The organism is Flavihumibacter sp. (assembly GCF_036676075.1).
Taxonomy (GTDB): Bacteria; Bacteroidota; Bacteroidia; order Chitinophagales; family Chitinophagaceae; genus Flavihumibacter.
Map to the genome: position 1 here is coordinate 1,050,143 of NZ_JAKFDQ010000007.1, position 20,133 is coordinate 1,070,275.

Below are 20,133 nucleotides of genomic sequence, written 5' to 3' on the forward strand. Positions count from 1 at the left end.
ATTACCAATTAAGAGCTTGTTTGCTATTAGGATTCTTATTGATCTCAGCAAGCGGAACTGGGTAAATATCATGTTTGCCATCTATGAAGTTGTTGGCAAATTCATGCTGGTGGTTCACCATAACTGACTTGATTTTTTCAGGTGCCGTCTTGCTTTTGCTCCAACGATAAAGGTCGGCCCAGCGAATAGCATATTCCATTGCCAGTTCACATGGGCGTTCATGGTGCCGGATCTGCTGGCGCAGTGCGTCCTTTGAGAGGGCTGCAAGTGGTGCCGCCTTGGATCGCTGCCTAACCTCGTTCACCAATAATAAAGCATCGCCGGTTTTACCTAATTCATTCAACGCCTCCGCCTGCATCAATAAAACATCAGCGTAACGCATCAGGTTAATATTACTGCCGGTATAAAATCCATTGTCGGCCAGATCAGTAGGTGCTGTATATTTCTTGTAATAAACGGAATGATTCAAATCGTTTTTAACCTCCGAATATTTTTTGATAATCCCTGGCTGGTCAACCACTGCCGCAACTGATTGCGCGTCATCAAAAAATATGGTTCCATATACACGATCGCTATAACCACCATCAATCCTCTTATCCGTTTTCAATTCGTTGGTCATCCAGGATGATGGATAAAAGAGTTCCCATCCATTAAGTGCATAGGGACTTACCTCCCATGGCATTGGTGTTCTCTCGTCATTACCATTGGTACGGTCGCCCGAAAACTGGATCTCAAAAATTGACTCGGGACCGTTTTCAGAAAGGCCATTGAAGTTATCTTCAAATTTATCAAGCAGCCAGTAGTTTCCACTATTTATAACACCATCAAAAGCAACGGTTGCTTCCTCAAACTTTTCCTGGAACAGGTATGCCTTACCAAGATATGCCATGGCGGAGTATTTAGTAACCCTGCCGAGTTCCAGGGAAGGTCTTGTTTCAGGAAGATGGTCGATTGCATCAGAAAGATCTTCTTCTATCTGCTGCCATATAGCTACCTCGGTTGATGGTGCAGGATAGAAATCTGCATTGGAAGCAGGTAACGATACAACAAGAGGAATATTGGTGAAATAACTTTGAAGCAGGAGGTAAAAATGAGCGCGCAGGAACTTTGCTTCAGCAACCAGGCTGGCCTTTTCCTCATCGGTTAATCCATTTTGTGCATTGGAAGAAACTTTGGGAATATTCTCAATGCACTGATTGGCACGGTTTATACCGGCGAAGCACATATGCCAGAGATTAGTGAAGCTGCTTTCATCAGTAGTGTGTGTGAATGATTGCAGGCTTTTACCATAGCCTTCCGCCTTATTATTAATTATTTCATCCGTTTTGTATGCGGCTGCAACATAGGTTTCTTCAAACCATGTCCATTTTGATCCGTCGGCAGCCTGTAATGCTCCATAAGTGGCAGTTATTGCCTGCAAGGCCTGTTCGCGGGTTTTCCAGAAGGAGGTACCGGAAAGTTCATTTTTATTTTCCTTGTCGAGAAAAGATTTGGAGCACGCAGATAATGTTAGCAGGCAGGCAAGTAATGATCCGTATATGAATTGTTTGGTCATGACAATGTTATTAATCGTTAGCAGAAATATTAAAACTCAAGATTCAATCCGGCGAAATAATTCCTTGATAGCGGATAGAGTCCGCGGTCAACTCCTCTTGAGAAGGAAGAATAATTCACCACACCCGGATCATATCCGGAATAATCTGTTATGGTGAAAATATTCGTCGCGCCTACATAAACACGCAGCAGGTTCATTCCTTTTACATTGAATTTATAACCAAGCTGCATACTTTTCAATCGCAGGTATGAGGCTTTCTCCAGAAAGAGGTCCGAGGGCCTTCCCATATTGCCATTTGCATCTATCACAGTAGCCCTTGGAGTGTTACTGTTGGCATTGGATGGCGTCCATGCATCAAGCAGATCGGTTGATTTATTGAAGATGGTATTCTGGTACATCAATCGTTTAGCACCATTATACATATAGTTGCCCTGGGTGCCCTGGAAGAATATATTGAGATCAAATTTTTTATAGTTGAAATTAGAAGTTACGCCGTATTCCATTTTAGGCAGACCGCTGCCAATGAATCTGCGATCATCATCATTCAGCTCCCCGTCATTGTTGATATCCACGAAGCGTATATCGCCTAATTGTGCATTGGGTTGCAGTAGGCTGACTTCATCAAGCTCTTTCTGATTTTTAATGATGCCGTCTGTCTGGTAGAGATAGAAACGGCCAATTTGTCCACCCACTTCTGTTCGGGTAGTGGGGAAATTATTATAGTCCATGTACCCATCGGTAAATGCTTCATCTGCATAACCCAGTTGGAGGATCTTATTGCGGCTGGCCGAAACATTCGCAGTGATATCAAATTTAAGTTCGCCTTTATTTTTACGATAGGTAAGCGCGAGGTCAATACCATGGTTCTGCATTTCGCCCCCATTACGGATTGGATTGGAAAGTAATCCGGCGCTTGGAGGAAGAGGAATGGTAACCAGCATGTCGGAAGTGCGGGTGCGGAAATAATCAACGATCAACAGGAACTTTTCGTTCAGGAGAGAGAGGTCGATACCGGCATTAAAAGTAGCCGACTGCTCCCATCTTATATCGGGGGAAGAAGCATTAGTGATGATGGCACCCACGGCAATATTCTGGCGGAGTCCGGAACCGAAAGGATAGTTGACGGTTGGATTTCCTGAGCTAACAGTATTAGGAAGGTAGAGATAATCGGGGATGCTCTGGTTACCCAGAACGCCATAGCTGGCGCGGAGTTTAAGATCGCTGACAGAAGAGAAGCGGTCACGGAAGAATGCTTCTTCACTTACGCGCCATCCACCGGAAACAGAATAAAATGTACCGTACTTATTGGCATCGGAGAAACGGGAGGAACCGTCGCGGCGGATACTGGCACCCAACAGGTATTTTCCATCATAAGAATAGTTCATCCTTGCAAACAAGGAGCGTAGCGTGCTTTCCAGCAGAACACCACCGGCCGACTTATCGCCTATGCCGCCGTTGAGTGAGCCGAGGTCATTTGAAGGGAGATTATTATTACTGCCGGATAAGCTTCTGTAAACCTCACCTTCCTGGGAGAAGCCTCCCACTATATTAAGGCTATGGAGATCGCGGAATATTTTGTTATAGGTAAGCACTGCATTCAGCACATCCCTGAACCTGCGGTCACGGGTTTCATATAATTGCGCATTCGGGTTCTGCGCCTTATCGCCCATATAATAGGTTGGAATATGCGTATAGCTATACCCGTCACTTGAATTGAAACCATACTGGAGGCGGAAGCTGAGTGATTCCAGGATCTGGTATTCACCAAAAATGTTACCTATAAAATAGGAAGGTTCATCCCGACTATTAACCAGGGTCTGGTAACCTACAGGGTTAATGGCATCGGTCATCTGGAATCCAATACGACTACCGAATCCGCCATCATTGTTCAGATCATAAAGTTTGTGATGAGGTACGCGGTTGATCATTTCATATACCAGGGGATAGCCTGCATTTTGTCCGTTGGCCCTGCTTTCATTAGAACCCTGAAGTAAGCGGCGACGGGTTTTGGAATAGGTAAAAGATTCGCCGAATTTAAATTTCCCCTTGGTGAGGTCGGAGTTCACCTGGATATTATACCGTTCAAAATTAGATTTGATGGCGATACCTTCCTGGGCATAGCGACCGAAGGAAACATTCATGCGCATATCCTTAGTACCACCAGAAACGGAAACATCGATCTTATTCTCAGGGGCTGTCCGGAAGAAAGCATCCTGCCAGTCGGTATCGGGGTATGTTTGGGTTTGCCCCTCACTATCTGTGTAAGTGTCAGAAAGAATATAATCCAGCGGTTCTGTACCATCGTTGATGGCCACCTGCTTCATGATTGTATTATACTGCTGGCGGTTTGCCAGAGGAAGTTTCTTTGCAAGCTGGTTGATGCCGTAATAGGTATTGACACCGATAAGAACTTTGCCGGTTCTTCCTCTTTTTGTAGTGACCATGATAACGCCGTTAGATGCCCTTGACCCATAGATAGTAGCTGCCGAAGCGTCTTTCAATACATCAATCGATTGGATATCATTCGGATTGATAGCATTGATATCACCGGGAATACCATCGATCACATAGAGGGGATCGTTATTGCCGATTGTAGAGAGGCCGCGCACCAGCACTACGGGTGGAGCACCGGGATCACCGGAACCAGGGGCGGCATTGATACCAGCCACCTGGCCCTGTAACATCGTGGCAACATTACCACCTGCAAGTTTTTCCATGTTCTTAGTGTTAACAGAAGAAACCGCACCAATCACATCTCTTTTGCGCTGCGTACCATATCCAACTACTACCACCTGCTCCATCTGCTGGCTGGTAGTGTTAAGAATGATGTTGAGTTGACTACGACCATTCAGGGCTTCAGTCAGTGGATCATGACCCACAAGACTAATATTCAGGATGCTGTTAGAAGGAATATTTTTCAGCTGAAAATTTCCTGCTTCGTTGGAGGCAGTACCCATTGATGTATTCCTTATGGTGATGGTGGCACCAGCCAATGGTTCACCGTTGGCCGATCTTATAGTGCCGGATACATCTATTCCAGCATTATTATTATTAGATTCCCTGGTGGATCTTGACTTAACCAGGATCAGGTCTTTATCAACCCTGAAATCAAGGCCGGATTGCTGACTTACCAATTGCAAGAGTTCATCAAGGGTGCGATTCTTTTTTGGAACAGTGATTTTGCCCGAGGAGGCCAGATCGTTCTCATTATATGAAAATGTATAGCGGGTTTTAGAACTTATCTGGTTAAAGACAGATTTAATATCTGCATTCGTAAAGCCGATATCTATCCGGATTTTTGATGTGTTTCCCGGCTGGGCTTCCAGCATGGAAAATGGGAAGCAGAGCAGGATGAGCAGGGGCAATAAGAGGCGGTTACGCAACCTCAGGGAAAGGAGCATTTGATTCATAGCAGCAATGTTAATTGGTAATTACTTTGAAATAATCGTTATCTGTTTATCATTTATAGTGTAGGAAAGGTTATTTACATAGGCTATGGCTTTCATTACATCTTCCAGACTTTTGTTACTGAATTTTCCGTTGAAAAGGATAGGCTTTGCTGGTTTTCCGTGCAGTTCAACTTCCATTCCAAACCAATACTGAAGGGTCTGTTGGATCTGGCTGAAGCTGGCATTTTGAAAAACAAGTTCGCCATTGCGCCACTTTTCTTCCGTTGCGATATTAAATGAAGTCAGATCAGATGTATCAGCATTTGCAAAATAGGTGGATTGCATACCCGGACCGAGATAATGGAGTGAAGACGGCCGGTTTGATTGAATCACACTCACTTTACCTTCCAGCAGCGAGGTTTGAACAAAGTTTTCAAAGCTGTAGGATCTTACTTTAAATATAGTTCCGAGAGCTTCAACCTCTGTTTGTGCTGCTTTAACCAGGAATGGTTTGCCAGCGTTCTTTGCGACTTCAAAAAGGGCCTCCCCTTCCAGTTGCAGATCACGCTTGTTCCTGTTATAATCGATGGGAATCTTTATGGTACTATTAGAATTAAGCAGAACCGTTGAACCATCAACGAGTTCAACAGATTTACGCTCTCCATTTCCGGTACGTACTATTTCATAGGCAAGGCGCTGGTTTGTCTGATCAGCGGGCGTTATGGTGCTATTCAACCAGTAACCCAGCAATACAAGCAGACAGGCTGCTGCAACAGAGGCGGCGATGCGGAAAAGCGAAAAGGTTTTCGCGGGATTCTTTGCCGGCGACTTTGATGGGTCTTGATAGTTTACAAGAGTTGATGCTTCGGAGCTCCGGAGGGCCTCAACCGCTGTTTTCAGCTTATTGAATTCAACTGTTTTTTCTTCAGCGCTGATGCGGATGCCCAGGGAGAAAAGCAGTTTTCGGGCGGCTTTCAGTTTAGATTCCTGGTCGGGATTTTGGAGGAGCCATGCAGACCATTGTTCCGTTGCGGCCTGTTCTGTTTCCAGGCAATAGTGAACGAAGGAATCGTCGAGCAGCAGGTCTTCTATACTATAGTTTCGGTAATTGTTCATGGCAGCAATTATGATAAAGAGAGGGGGATGTAGAATTATTTACTAAGAAAAATGAAAGTTTTTTAAAAAATATTTTGGGGTCGCTTTGGGCGTGTTGCCTAAAGGGTAGTTGCAGGGCTTCAGGGGGGCAGTACATGGGTAGTGTCATGGGTCAGTAGGGGTAATGCCATACAATAAGGAGAAGCATTATTTCAGTTTCACCGAGTTCGGTGCGCAGGCGGTTGATGGCACTATGGATGGTATTGTACACGGTTCGTACTGAAGTATTGGATTGTTCGGCGATTTCTTCATAGCTGAGGTCTTCGAAGAATCTTTGCTGGATGAACTGTTTCTGCCGGGTAGAGAGGGAGGCCATTGCAGTGCGGATACGGGCCTTACGGAGAGAGTCGAGTTCATGGTTAATCAAAGCTTCTTCGAAAGAAGATTCCGTTAGTAAAATGGGGATGGGTTGAGCTTCCTGCTTATAATATTGGGATTCTTTGCGAATGGCCTGGAAAAGTTGGCGTTTGAAGCAGATGAACAGGTACCCTTTTACATTATCCACTTCAGGAAGGGTTGAACGTTTTGTCCAGATCTCGATAAAAGTGGCATTGATAGCCGCTTTAACGATATGTGGATCAGCGGAAGAGAGCATGCCATAGCGGTAGAAGCTGTCATATGTGAGGTGATAAAGTTGGTAAAGTCCGGCTTCCTGGTGCTGCCGGAAGGCATTCCAGTGATGTTGGAATGAATTGGAGTCGGGACCTGGAAAATCTTCTTTCATGCAGTCAGGGTTCAACGGCGGGTGAATTCCGGAGGTAAGCTAAGTAAAACTGGTTAATTCCGGGTTTATGCTGGTCAGTTTATTGTCTGTTGAACTTGGCGGGAGAATACTGAGGACGAGGGTTTTCAAACTGCAGGCCGCTAAAGGAGGGGTAGAGATTTTCAGGTGCGGGAATTTTTTACAAATCGGAAGTAGCGGGGAGGTGGGAGGTGGTTTTGCATGTGTGGGTATTTTTTACAAATGGAAAGTAGCGGGACGGGTATGTAGCTGGAAGGGGGGAGTTGTTTTTCGCGTAGTGGTATTTCCTTACAAATTGAAAGTAGCGGGGAGGTGGGAGTGGCTTTTCGTGTGCGGCATTTTTTTACAAAACGAAAGTAATATGAAGAACAAGTTACAAAACGATGGAACATGCTAATGCTGGTTTCGATTTGTAAGAAATCCATACACCTGACAGTTTGGGTATGTATTATGAGTACTTTCAATTTGTAAAAACTCCTCACAATAATTACCAAACATTAGAATTCCTGGCACTTGCGATTTGTAAGAAATCAATGCGTAATCATTTTAATTCTGGCCCCCTGAGTATATGATGAAATCGTATTTCAGTAATACTTCTTCTGGTATCGATTCTTAATATCCATCAATATTTTTCGGGACACCGGCAGTTCAAGTTTGTCGATATAAATAGCAGAATCAGTTATGGCAGTAATGGAAGACCAGGCCACAATACAGGAGCGATGTACCTTAATAAATACATGGCCAGGCAAATCAGCTTCCAATACCTGCAGGGGCGTGCTGAGCAGGTATTCGTGGGTTGACGTCACAACCTTGCAGAGTTTATTCTCCGCAATAATATACCTGATTTGAGTCTGCGGTACTACGACCCATTTCTTTCCGTTGCGAATTAATAGTTCTTCGGTTACCATGCGTTGGGTGTTTGAATGTATGAGGGTGGAGGGTTGACATTTTTATTTGGCGGGCGGCTCGTTAGCAGGCACTTGATTGGTAAGCGGCTCGTTAGCGGGCGTCTTCCCTGGCCGCTCGAGGTGGATGGTCCCATTCTCATAAATTCCCTTCTCCCCTTCCTCAAGGCTCCAGTTATTATTTTTGTCATAACCAAAAAGCACATTCTTCCTGCTCACGTCAAGCACTATACGCTTTGCGATACTATCGTTCTGAAGGGAAAATGCACCCCTCACACTCTGCGCATACACACCTTCCAGCTCCACACGGAATGGTTCGCGGTCCATATAGCGAACATCAAATTTTGCACTGCCCTTAAGCTTAACCAGGCGATCATAATAATAGAAATCCTCGGGAAAGTACATACTGGAATGCGGCATCAGATCCACCCGCGTACTATCAGCCAGCCAGATCGTCTTCGGTTGATCGCCGGTTTCCACGGTGATCTTTTTCCAGCTGATCTGTTTTAATTCATCGTCGGTAGTAAGCCGGCTCACAATTCTTCCCGGGATAAAAATATCGATCATGGTCAGCACAATTATGGCTACAATACCCCAGCCGAGGATCTTAGCAATGATATTCCTTTTCCGCGGTTCTTTCTTCGCCATCTTTATTAGTAGATGCATGGTAGCAGCACCCGTTCCTTCCCTGTTCGTATCAAGGAGCAGATCGAACAGATAGCTGTTGGCCTCGGATTCATTCATCCATATATCGAGTTCATCCTTCTCCTCCTGGGTGGCGAGATTCAGGAAAAAATTCCGCAATAAATGCGCAGCCCTCGGTGTGAGATTGGCAACCGCGGCCGCCTGTTCCAATTCTTTACTGATCTTACTCATAACTTATATTTTTTGCGGAATTCTTTGGGTTTCATATTTGTGACATAAGAGAAATTCTTGACCATTGCACCTTCTGATTCAAAGCCCGACTTAAATGCAACATCCCTTACAGTCATATTTGTGTATATCAATAATTTCTTCGCCTCTTCTACCCTTAGCTGGTTCCTTAATTTCGCCATACCAATTCCAAAATGATGTCTGAAGGCTTTTTTGAGAGTATTTTCATTTGTCCCCAATTCTTTAGCCCTTTGGTAGATGTTCACATTATCCAAATACTGTTCGATGATTAATTTTTCGGCCGCTAACGCTATCCCCAGCATCCTATCAGAGCAGTAGGGTGATTCCTTCGCCTCCCGGCATTTTTCCATCAATCCGAGTAGCAACTGCTGAAGTTGATTAGATAACCATTCTGTGGGACGGGGGATTGATTTAGGCGCAAAAAGGATATCGGCAACCTTTACCTGCATCTCATTGGTGAGCCTGTATCCCCCCAGTGAAAATTCATCGAGGCAGAGTTCAGCTCGCTCTATAAGCCCTTCAAGGTTGTAGAGCAGGTATTTTACCTTACTCCCTAACAATTTGATCTGATAGTCCTTTGCTTTAAAAACAGCACTACAGCCCCTGGAAATAACATAAGTGCGGTCTCCCACCATAAAATCTATTTGACCTTCTACCACTATCACCATCCAGTGCGCTTCTTCCAGATTATCCTTTGTTAGTACTACTTCATTGGGAACATCGTAATCAAACAACTGAAGCACTCCATCTACCGTATTATAGCTCTGCAAGCCAATCTTTCCTTTGAATGCATTGGCCATTCCGTTGCTGCTGAGACTGAGTCCGGGAAGGGGAGCCAGCAGATCCGAGATGGAAGAGAACCGAATAGAGTCCTCGCCTATATGTTTAAGTTTTGTCAGCAAGTAAAAGGATTATGAAGTTAGCGACATCACCAGGGCAAGGACAATGCAATGCTAAAAACAGTTATGCATACCTGCAAACTTTTGGATATGAAATATGGCTCCAGAGCAAATGTTCCCGAAAACAAGGTTATTATTCCCGAAAACGAGGTTGGTTTTCAGGAATTTTCTGCATTGAAGAATTGAGGCGGAATAAGAGAGATTTTCCTGGGTCGAGTGAGCGATGAAAACCCGGTAAGTACGACAGTTTTACCGGGAGTCTGGATCTCATAAACGGGATTTGTAAACTGCATTTAGCTGGAAGAATGGTACTCAAAAAAAGAGTGTTTTATATTGACCCATATATGAGTCATTAATTGTGCATTTTGATCTAAATATGGAACAATAAAAAACGCTGGTTTAAAAATGGTATGACTCCATCCTAATTGCACTTTGTAAAATCTCTTGGACAAATCAAAGTCTCGAAGAGATTTATCCTTATATATTATTACAAATTGTATACACTAGAAATAACCATACTTGTAAGGATCACGGCCCGGTTAAGGGAACTTTAATAATACCTCATCGCATACCGACTATTCAAATCGGGCAACACATTGCGTGAAACCGGTAACTCTTCGCTGCCAACATAAACGCCATTAGTAGTTAGCGCCGTGATATGACTCCAGGCAACGAGATAACAGCGATGTACCCGGAGAAAGCGATCCCTGGGAAGATCAGCCTCCAGCACCTGCAAGGGTGTGGTCAGGATATGTTCGCGGTGAATAGTTATTACGCGGCAGACCTTATTGTCGGCCTTGATGTAGCGGATATCGGCGATACGAAGCACCAGCCACTTATCGCCGGCTCGTACAAGTATTTCTTCGGGGTTCATTTTGAGTAAGTTATAATCGAATTGGAATGCTGTTGATTGGATTGTAGAGGTAAAGAAATCCCCGGCCAGGACTAGCCGGGGATTTACAAAAAATCACGATGGTGCAAGGGTGCTGTGGTAACGGTCTGAAAGATTTTTTACGGTTAGCCATACCCGTTCGCCGTCGTCGATGCAGGCGCGTACTTTCTTCATCAGCATGGAAAAAGCGGTATGCGAGTTCTTGCCGATGCCTGGCGAGAGCTGCTCTGTTACCGGGGCAATGCATCCCTTCAATTCTTTCAACGAATTGTTGGCTTTATGGATGAGGATGAGCGTTCGGCCGGGAACATCCTTGAGCATCAGGTGCCAGCGATGTCGCTCGCTGAAACGAAGCACCAGGCGGTAACGGCCTTCGGGGATGCAGGAAACCAGTCTTCGGTTCTCCCTCCACGGTAGTTCGATCGTAAAACAGAGAAAGCGTTCTTCGCAACTCAGGATCCCATCAGTAGCCTCAGGATGGTAATCGCGTTCTAATAGTAGTTCCATGATCATAGGGTTTTGCGGATGATGGCCTGGTTGCCGGCGAGGTCGGAGGCCTTGATGAATAATTGGGCGCCGGCAAGTTGCTCCATGGTGCAGCGTGTTTTGCAGGTCCACTCTTCCCTGTGTTTTGCCTTGCTGCCATTGCCTTCGGCCAGCACCTGCTTCTGCGCATCCGTTAACACGAACTCCACCTGGGCCACGCCAACATTATCAGTAGCCGGCACTATGATGTTTACCATATTACCGAAAACGGTTCGCAGTATCGGCTCTCCCAGCTTGGGACCAACGAGTGCATCGTTGAACGCAAGTTTGTAGAAGCTCGGCGCATCGGGCTGGAGCTCGCCATAGGAATGCAGCCGATCGGGGTCTTTCATCACTTTCTGTGCATACCTGGATGCCAGTTTGAAACGATGCTCACCGCCGGCGATGGAAACGCGGGAATGGGAGGGAGGAAGGGCGTTGGATTGGGTGGGAGGTTCACCGATGGAGAGAGACTTTGATAAGGAAACGGAACCCGGGTGAGGATTGGTCGGTGAAGCGGGTTGCGTATTGATTAGCGAAGCTGAATGTGCATTGGATGCGGGAATCAGTTTAGGATTGGATACTGAACTCAGATCATCATGAGTTTCGGAAAACTGTTTCTGAGAATATCCTGATTTCTTTGATTTCCTGTAAGCAGTACGAGCCAAATGAAGCGGAGTAAGAAGTTGCATGAGCACTTTATACATATTACGGGCTGTATAATCCCATTGAATTTTTGCCATAAAAAAAAGGTTAAGGGTTGGGGTTTGAGTTAATGTTTTTGTAGGGGTTAATGATTGGGATAAGGGTTTTTACAATAAGTGATTTGCGTTTAAGGGTTTGAGTTAGTTTAAAGAAAGTCCCGGCCGGCGAGGCCGGGACTGAAAGGAAAAAAAGAACCAGAAGGGGGATCCGCCTATCCCTTCACCGCCACCTGGCTGATGGCGCTGGCTACGGTAGCGGCCACACCGAGGTAGGAGGCGATGGTGGTGACTATGGCCGGCAGGGCCACCGGACTCGCAAGCAAGGCGGCACTGATGCCGGCGAGTGCCAGTCCAACATTTCGCAGCTTCTTAAAGAAGCTCGGGGTTTCTGCAAGGGCGCGTTCGGCAATGGTCAGTTTGTCGATTTCCTGTTGTTTCATTTTGTTCGGGATTTAGGGGTTTTGAAATAGGTGTTTTCAAGGGTAAGGGTAAGGCTCCGGATCAGATCACACCTTCAAGGATGGTTTTGCTTTTTGGGATATCCTCCGCCGTTACCCGTACGATGGTTCCGGCTGGCGAGGGATTCGCCACCTTTGTAGTGTAGATCCAATCAAAACCGTTGTCATCCATCACAGCATCACCTTCTTCCAGTACAGTGCCATCAGACGCGAAGAGGGTGAAGACAACTTTGGTGACGCGGAAATTATCTGTGGCTTCCACCAGCATCTGTTGCCCTGCCTGTCCGGTATAGGATTCGGTACGGAGAGCGGAAAGTTCCGGGGCATAATATTTGTCCTGGAATGCCACGTTGAAGGCCGACTGGTTACCACGTCGAACAGCTTCATACTGCTCTTTCAGCTCGGGGTTCTGGATTGCTTTTTTTGCATAGATAACAGCGAGCTTGAAATTGCGCTTGGTCTGTTCGAACTGTGGCTTGAATCGTTCCTTCACCTCGTATCCTTTTGGCAAACTGGCGAGGATGGATTTTGAGCCTATTTTGCGAATTACAAATTGATCATCCAGTTTGCCTCCATAATTGTGGGTGATGATGTTGGTTTTACTCTTAGTATTTGCCATTGTTTTTGGTTTTTAATGGTTTGAAAAAAAGGGATCGGATTCCGGAGATTCTAAATAGGGGTTTAGGGACTTTTGCTGTCTTTTCTGCCTTCCTTTTGGGCGGTTCAGGTCACGACAATGATGGTTCGGACTTTTTTTCGGTATAGTGAACGCATTGGAGACGCTTCAAAAACGCTTCAAAGACTATTCAAAGACGCTTCAAAGACGCATCCGCTACCGTTCCATCACGCTTCGGAGACGCTTCCCGCCCGCTTCCAACCCGCTTAGAGGCGGCTTAGAGTCGGCTTTTGCTCGGCTTTTGGTCGGCTTAGAGACGGCATCAAACACCGCTTGGCTGCCACTGTTTACTCCCGGATGGTTTTGCGGGGCCATTCCTCCCGCTCAACCGAATGGCTGTCCGGCTCAGTAAACATTGCACAGTGGGTGTTAGCTTATAGGTCGTGTATATACTTCAGTTTTAGATCTTTTGCATAGGCAGGGCCCAGCGGAATACTTCGCTTACCCAGATAGATTTCATCATTGCTAATACCGGTAACGTAATTCCAGTTGACAACAAAGAAACGGTGCGCCCTCACGATGTTTTTAAAGGGCATGTCGGCCAGCAATTTAGTCAGCGAACATCTGTAGGTGTAGTTCATCTCGTGGGTGAACAGTAAGCAATATTTTTCTGCCACCTGAACATAGAGGATGTCATCCACCAGGAGCCTGAAATACTGCGATCCATTTTTGATCAGCATGTTATTCTCTTTCATATCATTTGGTTTTAGGTTAATTGTTTGTTTTGAACTATACTATTATACCCTACCCGAAACAGGATTCCAAATGAGATTCGTGAATGACATAAACTATGGTGTGAGTGACGTAAATGTTGGTGTGAACTGCAAAATGGAGGGTGCAAAAAAGGGTGTTTTTCTGGATGGGTAGCATAAAATAAAGAGGAAAAAAGCTCCCGAAAACGAGGCTAACGGCCTCCCGAAAACGAGGTTAGGGTGTAATCAGTCATTTGGAAAGACTTCTCACATATGATTATTAAAAATTGCTAACCAGAAAAGGGTGTTTAGAATTTATTGCAAATACTGTGTAGTGCATTTGCAGTAAATAAGAAATGCAATGATTATATAGCTACTATAGCAGCGTCAACTGGAAATTTACTAAAGCTGTAAACCTTTTGGTATAAACCAGTTTCAATAGAGTACATACAAATAATAGGTTTGTGCAAACAATCAGAAATGAAAATAATTTATAGCCGCTATTTTGGTTACATTATTTTACTGGTAATAGTACAGTTATGTTCAACCTATAAGCTAACGGGACAAATTTTACAGGAAAAAAAACAGTTTAAAAATGCCAAACCTCCATTATCAAAAGCAGCTATTACCAGCAAGCTTTCATTTAATGCGCTTGATAGCACCAAAATAGGGAGAGTACCTGTATTAACGGTGGGGAAAGAAGCGCAAGTATTTTTCGCAAACATTCAAACATCTGCTGGTATAGCAGGAAATTCAAACAAGCTAATTATTAACCCCTGTATTTCTAAATCAGTAAAGCCCGATGGAACGAGTATTAGATCTTATACGAATAGAATCGATAAATTAAACTGCGATATCGATAACGAAAGATCTTTTTTTGAACTATTGGGAAGTGGGAATTCCAATCTTAGATCATATGTTGGAGTCATTTCTAAATTGAGGGGAGGTAAAGATTATCTTATTACAATTAATGTTCGATGTGGCCCACTAACACCATATAAATTATCAATAGATGATGGTGAAAAGCAACAGGTAATCGGTTTTAATGGAGAGGGTAATCAATCGCTTCGAACAGTAATTTCATTAACAGCTGGAACAGCAGCATTCCGTGACGTGCGAATTGTATTATATGTTGACGAAGGATCTATATATTATTTCACATCAGCAAGTATAGAAGAAATAAATCTTTGATATTAAAAAGACAGTCATGAAATCAGCTCTATTATTACCAATAATTCTATTTTTTGCAATAATATCTTTTGCACAAGTAAGCGGAAATTTGAATGAAAAGGAATACGATATAAGTAAAAAAGTGAACTCTTCCAGAAACTCCAAGTCAGCAATAAAACTAATTGATCTCGAAAATGGCTCCTATTTAGCAATACAAAATCGTAAGGGAATCCAGGAATACTTAATCGTTATAGACAGCAATAAGAATATTGTAGCGAAAGGAGTCAGCAGTGATAATTCCAATTCACCAGTAGTAATGTCGGTTGGATTTTGCACGGTTACAATATATAAATCATCAGGTGGTCCTAAAGTAACCATTGGCATCAGTAAAGTAACTGCAAGAGTAAAATGTAGTTAAGAAGAAAAACCGGAGTATTCGAAAAACGGATTTTATTATGATCTATATATGACGCAATAAAATGGTGGCGGGTATTTTCATGATGGGTTACCCGGTGGCTGACGGCGGTATGGGACTATCTTCTCAAATAAACCGCAGGCAGAATGATCCAGCAGCCACTGTCTCTATTTTGATTCTTCCAATAAACCACATAATTCACCTCTGCAGAAGTAAGCCGATATCCCTGTTGCATTAGACTATCCAATTTTTCCTTAAAAGAACCGGAATATTTTAGTATACGGTTTTCATTAAGTCCAAGTTCTGAATCATTAAGAACATTCAAGATATTCCCTGATTGAACCCCAGCTATTCTGTTCTGAACATATTCAAAATAACCAAGTTGAACATCTTTGTGCGATAGTTGCAATTTTATTTCAGGAGTCAGATTATAAATATTACCCTCATACCGATTGGCCTGTCCGGCAACTTTAACACGATCAAAATAGGTACCGTTATAATGAATGCTGAGCTTCTTTTTTGCCCTGGTTAATGCAACATAAATCAGCCGCTTTGTTTCTTCAGATCTGGGATCAAGACCTTTCAGCATTAAATAAACATTGTCAAACTCCCGCCCCTTTGCTTTATGAATCGTGCTGAGGTAAACCTGTTCCTTACCGATCCGGACAAAATCGTCAATTGATGATTCGGCTAGCATAGATTTCCAGTCTGACTTATACTTTGTATCAGCACTCGATTGTTCAAATGCATCAATAATCCCTAAACAGGCTTGTAGTTTGGAGCTTCTGGCAAAATGAGAATTCAGGTAATCTTTAGCGGATTGCCAATGTTCCTTTAAAATCACCGGGCTATCAGTCTGGCTGCAAGCCCTATCTGTAAATGCTCTTAATTCAAGCAAATTGAATAAATGAAATCCCTCGTTCCCCTGCATCAATTTCGTTGGTACACCTGCTTTCTCAATAAGACATTGTAGTTGCAGGGCATCTTCATTTTTATACGTAAGCACAGCTGTGCAACCAGTAGGCACTTCTCTTAACAGGTCATTTGAAAAGCCCAGATTAAATTCATTACTCGCATATTGAACAAGGTCAATCTGGCCCATTTGATCTGATTTAGCTTTGATGGACTCATGCTTAATGCGTTTTTGCATCAACAAAGCCCATTGGTTACTAAAAGATACCAGATTCTGGTTAGCGCGGTAATTGGTTACCAGGTGGTACAGTTTCGCTGTTTCCAATTCAGCCATTTCCAGCAGGGCCCGGTTGTTTGCTCCGCGAAATCCGAAAATATTCTGATCATCGTCCCCCACCAAAAGGGTTCGCATATTTTCATTGCGTTCCAGCAATACTTTTATTAATTCGAATTCATCATCATTAATATCCTGCGCTTCATCTACCACCAGAACCTGTTTAGTGATTCTGTTAGGCTCTATCTCTCCCTTTCTGATCTTGTCAATGGTAGCCCTAATGATATTAACCGATTTTTCCAGGTTACCTTGCATACCCAATAAATCAAAACAGTACGAATGAAAGGTTTTGATCTCTACAAAATGTGCAGCAGACCCTATCAGTTCAATTAGTCTCATTTTAAACTCTATGGCTGCAGCACGGGAAAATGTCAACATCAACAACTGTTCCTGTTTTATGTCTTCCATTAACAATAAGGAAGCTATTTTACTTACCAGTATACGTGTTTTACCACTTCCTGGTCCGGCTGCAACAATAATATGCTGGTGTTGTTGGTCATTTATGATTTTCGATTGCTGGTCGTCGAGAGATCCAAAGATGCGTTGATAATTTTCCGGGCTCATTTTTCTTGTCAGATCTTTTGCCTTCTCACCCGGAAAATATTTTCGGATAAAGCGATCATTCGGTAAACTAAAATAATCCTCTGTGAAATTTATAGCATCCTCATAATCATCAGACATCCTTTTTGCATATTCCCCTACAATATGAATCTGTTCTGCCTTTTGCCTGTAATATTCATCCAGTTGAGCATAATCTTCCTTTTTATACTGGACTTTATTATTTGTTTCAATTCGTTCTATCTGGATCTTATTGTAGGTGACCATAAATCCTCCTTCAATATTTAATGCTCCGATTCTCGACAAGTAAAAAAGCGCATCTTCAATCTCATCAATGTTGGCAGATTGATTAAACAGGGTGTTTGATTGCCTTAAATTATCCCGGAGTCCAATAACAGAAACTTTAACTATTGCGGTGCGACTGCCGGATGACAATGATTCATTTGCGCATTTCCTTACATATTCCACGATATGATTACAAATGACGACTCTTTTTTCAATCCTTGTCAACAGAGTTTCTTTGTCTACTGTAAGTTGAAGTTGCAAATGGTTCCTTGAAAATTCTTGTAATTGTCTTTTACACCATTTTTTTACCACCCAAAAATTCAGGACGTTCTTCAATAGTGTTGGTGAATATTCTTTATTATGCTCACCATTGATAGTATCCAGGAGTTCCTTCAGATTAATAATGGTTTCCTGGCAACTCAGGTTCTGAGACAAGGCCCTTTCCATATTAAAATGGTCTAGTAATAAGCGCTGGTATTTAGCCTCTTCCCCTTTCTCAATGCTAATTTGAATTTCTTTTGCATCAGCCAGAATATTTTCTTCTCTGAGCAGGTTAATAACCTGAATAGCTTCATATACACTAATGCCCAGTTTATCCGCGATATAGTCCACCCGCGATTCAACAGCATCATCGCGCCCAATAGATTTACGATTTGCAGAGATCAATGACCTGATTATCCTGCTTGCCAGAATTTTTTGATCCGTTGATATCTTTGATGAATTCTGCACCCGGGCAATGGCTTCGTCGGCATTAAACACTTCAATGCTGGTAGCAAAAACCTGGGGCATGTTTTGTTTTCTTTTAAGATAGCTGGCATTTTCCAGCGCAGCTATAGCAGATTTTACCCGGGTTTCAAGGTCCGAAATACTTTCTTCCCATCCGCCCCTTCTTGCAATTTCAAGAACGCTGTTTGATATAGTGGTTCTTTTCCGGGTAAGTTCCTTAATGGCTTTCCAGATTTGATTAATTTCGGCCTGACTCATTTTAGTTTGATTGAGTCTGCTGAAGTGCCTGTCGAGGTCATCAGGATTATACAATACAAAACAATCTGCCTCCAGAGACTGGTCCCTCCCTGCTCTGCCTGCTTCCTGTACATAATTTTCCAGAGAGTCGGATATGTCATAGTGAATGACCATGCCCACATCCTTTTTATCCACTCCCATTCCAAATGCGGAAGTTGCTACTATGATTTTAACGGAGCCGGAAATAAAATCGTTCTGATGACTGGTTTTATCCTGTCTGTCCATTTTGCCATGAAATGGAAGTGCATCATAACCATCCAAGCATAGTTTATCAGCAATAGACTCGGCCTTTTTTGTTTGGGAAACATAGATGATAGTGGGACAATCGCGCTGAGCCAACAAGTTTCGGAGTGCTTCATACTTTGACTCGTCGGAGTTAAGCTGAATGACCTTATAGTGAAGGTTGCTTCTTCTGACACTGGCCTGGAATAGTTCCAGGTTCAGGTCTAATCGGGTCATAAAATAATTCCGTATATCATCCACAACCTGCGGTTTTGCTGTTGCTGAAAAACAGGAAACCGGGATAGGCTGTTGCAGGTTCTTTTTTTGCTGCAGTGTTTTTATAAATTCAGCGATATAGAGGTAATCAACGCGAAAGTCGTGGCCCCAGGAAGAAAAGCAATGTGCTTCATCTATAACAAACCGGCTTATATGTCTACCTATCAAAAGTTTTTCAATAGTAGCAGAGCGGAGCGATTCCGGAGATATATATAGTATTCCTGCGGTACCATCTGCAACGAGGTCCAACATTTTGCTCCTTTCTATCGGATCCAGCAGTCCATTTATAGAGACGGCAGAGGTAATATGTTTCTCCAGCAGGTTATCCACCTGGTCTTTCATCAAGGATTGAAGCGGAGAAATAACCACCGTCAGCCCTTTAACCGTATCCGAACTAATTAATGCGGGTACCTGGAATGTAATTGACTTACCGCCTCCGGTAGGGAATATTGCCAATAGTGATTTATTGTGAATGGCTGCTGTAACAGCATTTTCCTGTAAAGGTTCCCCATCATAACTACGGTAATTCTCATATCCGAAATATCGTTTCAATGCTTTTCGTGCATCCAGTGATTCCAGGCAATATGGACAATTATTGTCACAAGGTGTTCCGCGCAACTGTTGAAGAATCTGTTCTACTCTGGGAAAAGTATGCAATACCCATCGCGGCAGAATTGATTGACGGTGGTTGGCACCAATAAGCGCCAATGCATACGCCAGTTCAGTAGGATTTGAGTTAATAATAGTTTCAACGAGACAATTCCTGCAAATCCTGTTCTGGAATGTTTGATGAATGAGGGCTATAACTCTATGCTCAGAAACGGGTTGAAAAGAAATAAAATGAAAAAAATGCCGGAAGCGGTGATCCTTCTTCAGCAGATAATAAAATATATCCTGTAAAATTGGATCAAGGCTTTTAAAAGCAGCCAGAATTTCATAGAAGAGGTCTCTGGCTTTTATGGAATCACTGAGCGGGTTGTTAGGTGCTTCGTCTGAGATTTTATCATCCTTGATAAGGCGATGGTATGGTTTAGAAGGAAAGAGTAAAGCGGAAAGATAAAGCGTATCAATAAAAATCCACTGGTCGAAATTTACATGAGGGTAAACTTTGCGTAGGTAGTGCAAATCATGAAGCAGAATATTATGCCCGGCTATAAAAGCGGACTGCTGAAATTGAGTTATGAGTTTATCAATGGCAACCCCGTGGTATTGGGATCCTTCAGAGGAAATAAATCCCAGATCCGCAATTTTATTTGATTTAGGATTGACCTCTATATCAAAAAACGTAATTACAGGGGTCATCGGCTATTGCGTTTCTTCTGGATAAGGAACTATAATTCAAAAACGATAACGCCAAATTATAAAATAAATTGGTTTATGAGGGGAAAAATATGATGATAACAGTGTTTGGTCTGAATGACCTGGGAGTTTATTATGAAGTCATTTAAATCG

General features: G+C 43.3%; 18 protein-coding genes. 3 read left to right on the plus strand and 15 right to left on the minus strand.

Annotated features, from left to right (window positions below; all coding sequences use genetic code 11):
* Position 1 precedes the first annotated feature (1 nt).
* From V6M43_RS07330 to V6M43_RS07345, 4 genes are all read right to left on the minus strand, one after another.
* Entirely contained in the window at positions 2-1,555 is a 1,554-nt protein-coding gene (locus V6M43_RS07330) for a RagB/SusD family nutrient uptake outer membrane protein (RefSeq protein ID WP_332733793.1), read from the minus strand.
* Positions 1,556-1,584: 29 nt separating this feature from the next.
* Positions 1,585-4,965 carry a SusC/RagA family TonB-linked outer membrane protein gene (locus V6M43_RS07335; RefSeq protein WP_332733795.1) on the minus strand — a complete coding sequence of 1,127 codons (3,381 nt, stop codon included), beginning with the start codon at positions 4,963-4,965 and terminating at the stop codon, positions 1,585-1,587.
* A 21-nt stretch (positions 4,966-4,986) separates the two neighbouring features.
* Positions 4,987-6,060, minus strand: a complete 1,074-nt coding sequence (locus tag V6M43_RS07340; RefSeq protein WP_332733797.1) for a FecR family protein — start codon at positions 6,058-6,060, stop codon at positions 4,987-4,989.
* Between the two features lie 151 nt (positions 6,061-6,211).
* Entirely contained in the window at positions 6,212-6,823 is a 612-nt protein-coding gene (locus V6M43_RS07345; protein ID WP_332733799.1) for an RNA polymerase sigma factor, read from the minus strand.
* Positions 6,824-6,890: 67 nt separating this feature from the next.
* Here V6M43_RS07345 and V6M43_RS07350 point away from each other — a divergent pair, with 67 nt between their 5' ends.
* Positions 6,891-7,238, plus strand: coding sequence for a hypothetical protein (locus V6M43_RS07350; RefSeq protein ID WP_332733801.1), 348 nt, complete (start codon positions 6,891-6,893; stop codon positions 7,236-7,238).
* 187 nt (positions 7,239-7,425) lie between these two features.
* Here the strand turns inward: V6M43_RS07350 and V6M43_RS07355 are convergent, their stop codons facing one another.
* The 10 genes from V6M43_RS07355 to V6M43_RS07400 all read right to left on the minus strand — a co-directional run bounded on the left by V6M43_RS07355 (position 7,426) and on the right by V6M43_RS07400 (position 13,489).
* A complete protein-coding gene (locus V6M43_RS07355; protein ID WP_332733803.1) occupies positions 7,426-7,749 on the minus strand; it encodes a LytR/AlgR family response regulator transcription factor in 324 nt (107 codons plus the stop codon).
* Between the two features lie 42 nt (positions 7,750-7,791).
* A complete protein-coding gene (locus tag V6M43_RS07360) occupies positions 7,792-8,622 on the minus strand; it encodes a FecR domain-containing protein (RefSeq protein WP_332733805.1) in 831 nt (276 codons plus the stop codon).
* Positions 8,619-9,542, minus strand: a complete 924-nt coding sequence (locus tag V6M43_RS07365) for a helix-turn-helix domain-containing protein (RefSeq protein ID WP_332733806.1) — start codon at positions 9,540-9,542, stop codon at positions 8,619-8,621. Before V6M43_RS07365 ends, V6M43_RS07360 begins: the two co-directional genes overlap by 4 nt.
* 130 nt (positions 9,543-9,672) lie before the next feature.
* Positions 9,673-9,810 (minus strand): hypothetical protein, encoded by a 138-nt coding sequence (locus tag V6M43_RS07370; protein WP_332733808.1) that lies wholly within the window; start codon positions 9,808-9,810, stop codon positions 9,673-9,675.
* 279 nt (positions 9,811-10,089) lie between these two features.
* Positions 10,090-10,413 (minus strand): LytR/AlgR family response regulator transcription factor, encoded by a 324-nt coding sequence (locus tag V6M43_RS07375; protein WP_332733810.1) that lies wholly within the window; start codon positions 10,411-10,413, stop codon positions 10,090-10,092.
* Between the two features lie 93 nt (positions 10,414-10,506).
* A complete protein-coding gene (locus V6M43_RS07380) occupies positions 10,507-10,938 on the minus strand; it encodes a DUF5675 family protein (RefSeq protein ID WP_332733813.1) in 432 nt (143 codons plus the stop codon).
* Between the two features lie 2 nt (positions 10,939-10,940).
* A complete protein-coding gene (locus V6M43_RS07385; RefSeq protein WP_332733815.1) occupies positions 10,941-11,699 on the minus strand; it encodes a hypothetical protein in 759 nt (252 codons plus the stop codon).
* Positions 11,700-11,872: 173 nt separating this feature from the next.
* Positions 11,873-12,100: a hypothetical protein gene (locus tag V6M43_RS07390; RefSeq protein ID WP_039135420.1), complete on the minus strand. Its 228-nt coding sequence runs from the start codon at positions 12,098-12,100 to the stop codon at positions 11,873-11,875.
* Positions 12,101-12,161: 61 nt separating this feature from the next.
* Positions 12,162-12,737, minus strand: a complete 576-nt coding sequence (locus V6M43_RS07395) for a hypothetical protein (RefSeq protein WP_332733818.1) — start codon at positions 12,735-12,737, stop codon at positions 12,162-12,164.
* A 431-nt stretch (positions 12,738-13,168) separates the two neighbouring features.
* Entirely contained in the window at positions 13,169-13,489 is a 321-nt protein-coding gene (locus tag V6M43_RS07400) for a LytR/AlgR family response regulator transcription factor (RefSeq protein ID WP_332733820.1), read from the minus strand.
* 477 nt (positions 13,490-13,966) lie between these two features.
* Here V6M43_RS07400 and V6M43_RS07405 point away from each other — a divergent pair, with 477 nt between their 5' ends.
* Both V6M43_RS07405 and V6M43_RS07410 read left to right on the plus strand, forming a co-directional pair.
* Positions 13,967-14,677, plus strand: coding sequence for a hypothetical protein (locus V6M43_RS07405; RefSeq protein ID WP_332733822.1), 711 nt, complete (start codon positions 13,967-13,969; stop codon positions 14,675-14,677).
* Between the two features lie 16 nt (positions 14,678-14,693).
* On the plus strand, positions 14,694-15,074 hold the full coding sequence (locus V6M43_RS07410; RefSeq protein ID WP_332733824.1) for a hypothetical protein: 381 nt from the start codon (positions 14,694-14,696) through the stop codon (positions 15,072-15,074).
* A 115-nt stretch (positions 15,075-15,189) separates the two neighbouring features.
* On the opposite strand, the gene V6M43_RS07415 is transcribed toward V6M43_RS07410, so the two are convergent.
* Entirely contained in the window at positions 15,190-19,983 is a 4,794-nt protein-coding gene (locus V6M43_RS07415; RefSeq protein WP_332733826.1) for a RecQ family ATP-dependent DNA helicase, read from the minus strand.
* Between the last annotated feature and the right edge of the window lie 150 nt (positions 19,984-20,133).

Excerpts from the sequence above, each read along its gene's own strand:
- V6M43_RS07400 (WP_332733820.1), bottom strand. The coding sequence starts at position 13,489 with ATGAAAGAGAATAACATGCTGATCAAAAATGGATCGCAGTATTTCAGG.
- V6M43_RS07415 (WP_332733826.1), bottom strand. The coding sequence starts at position 19,983 with ATGACCCCTGTAATTACGTTTTTTGATATAGAGGTCAATCCTAAATCA.
- V6M43_RS07380 (WP_332733813.1), bottom strand. The coding sequence starts at position 10,938 with ATGGAACTACTATTAGAACGCGATTACCATCCTGAGGCTACTGATGGG.
- V6M43_RS07360 (WP_332733805.1), bottom strand. The coding sequence starts at position 8,622 with ATGAGTAAGATCAGTAAAGAATTGGAACAGGCGGCCGCGGTTGCCAAT.
- V6M43_RS07370 (WP_332733808.1), bottom strand. The coding sequence starts at position 9,810 with ATGAGATCCAGACTCCCGGTAAAACTGTCGTACTTACCGGGTTTTCAT.
- V6M43_RS07330 (WP_332733793.1), bottom strand. The coding sequence starts at position 1,555 with ATGACCAAACAATTCATATACGGATCATTACTTGCCTGCCTGCTAACA.
- V6M43_RS07345 (WP_332733799.1), bottom strand. The coding sequence starts at position 6,823 with ATGAAAGAAGATTTTCCAGGTCCCGACTCCAATTCATTCCAACATCAC.
- V6M43_RS07355 (WP_332733803.1), bottom strand. The coding sequence starts at position 7,749 with ATGGTAACCGAAGAACTATTAATTCGCAACGGAAAGAAATGGGTCGTA.
- V6M43_RS07340 (WP_332733797.1), bottom strand. The coding sequence starts at position 6,060 with ATGAACAATTACCGAAACTATAGTATAGAAGACCTGCTGCTCGACGAT.
- V6M43_RS07395 (WP_332733818.1), bottom strand. The coding sequence starts at position 12,737 with ATGGCAAATACTAAGAGTAAAACCAACATCATCACCCACAATTATGGA.
- V6M43_RS07350 (WP_332733801.1), top strand. The coding sequence starts at position 6,891 with ATGCTGGTCAGTTTATTGTCTGTTGAACTTGGCGGGAGAATACTGAGG.
- V6M43_RS07410 (WP_332733824.1), top strand. The coding sequence starts at position 14,694 with ATGAAATCAGCTCTATTATTACCAATAATTCTATTTTTTGCAATAATA.
- V6M43_RS07385 (WP_332733815.1), bottom strand. The coding sequence starts at position 11,699 with ATGGCAAAAATTCAATGGGATTATACAGCCCGTAATATGTATAAAGTG.
- V6M43_RS07375 (WP_332733810.1), bottom strand. The coding sequence starts at position 10,413 with ATGAACCCCGAAGAAATACTTGTACGAGCCGGCGATAAGTGGCTGGTG.
- V6M43_RS07335 (WP_332733795.1), bottom strand. The coding sequence starts at position 4,965 with ATGAATCAAATGCTCCTTTCCCTGAGGTTGCGTAACCGCCTCTTATTG.
- V6M43_RS07390 (WP_039135420.1), bottom strand. The coding sequence starts at position 12,100 with ATGAAACAACAGGAAATCGACAAACTGACCATTGCCGAACGCGCCCTT.
- V6M43_RS07405 (WP_332733822.1), top strand. The coding sequence starts at position 13,967 with ATGAAAATAATTTATAGCCGCTATTTTGGTTACATTATTTTACTGGTA.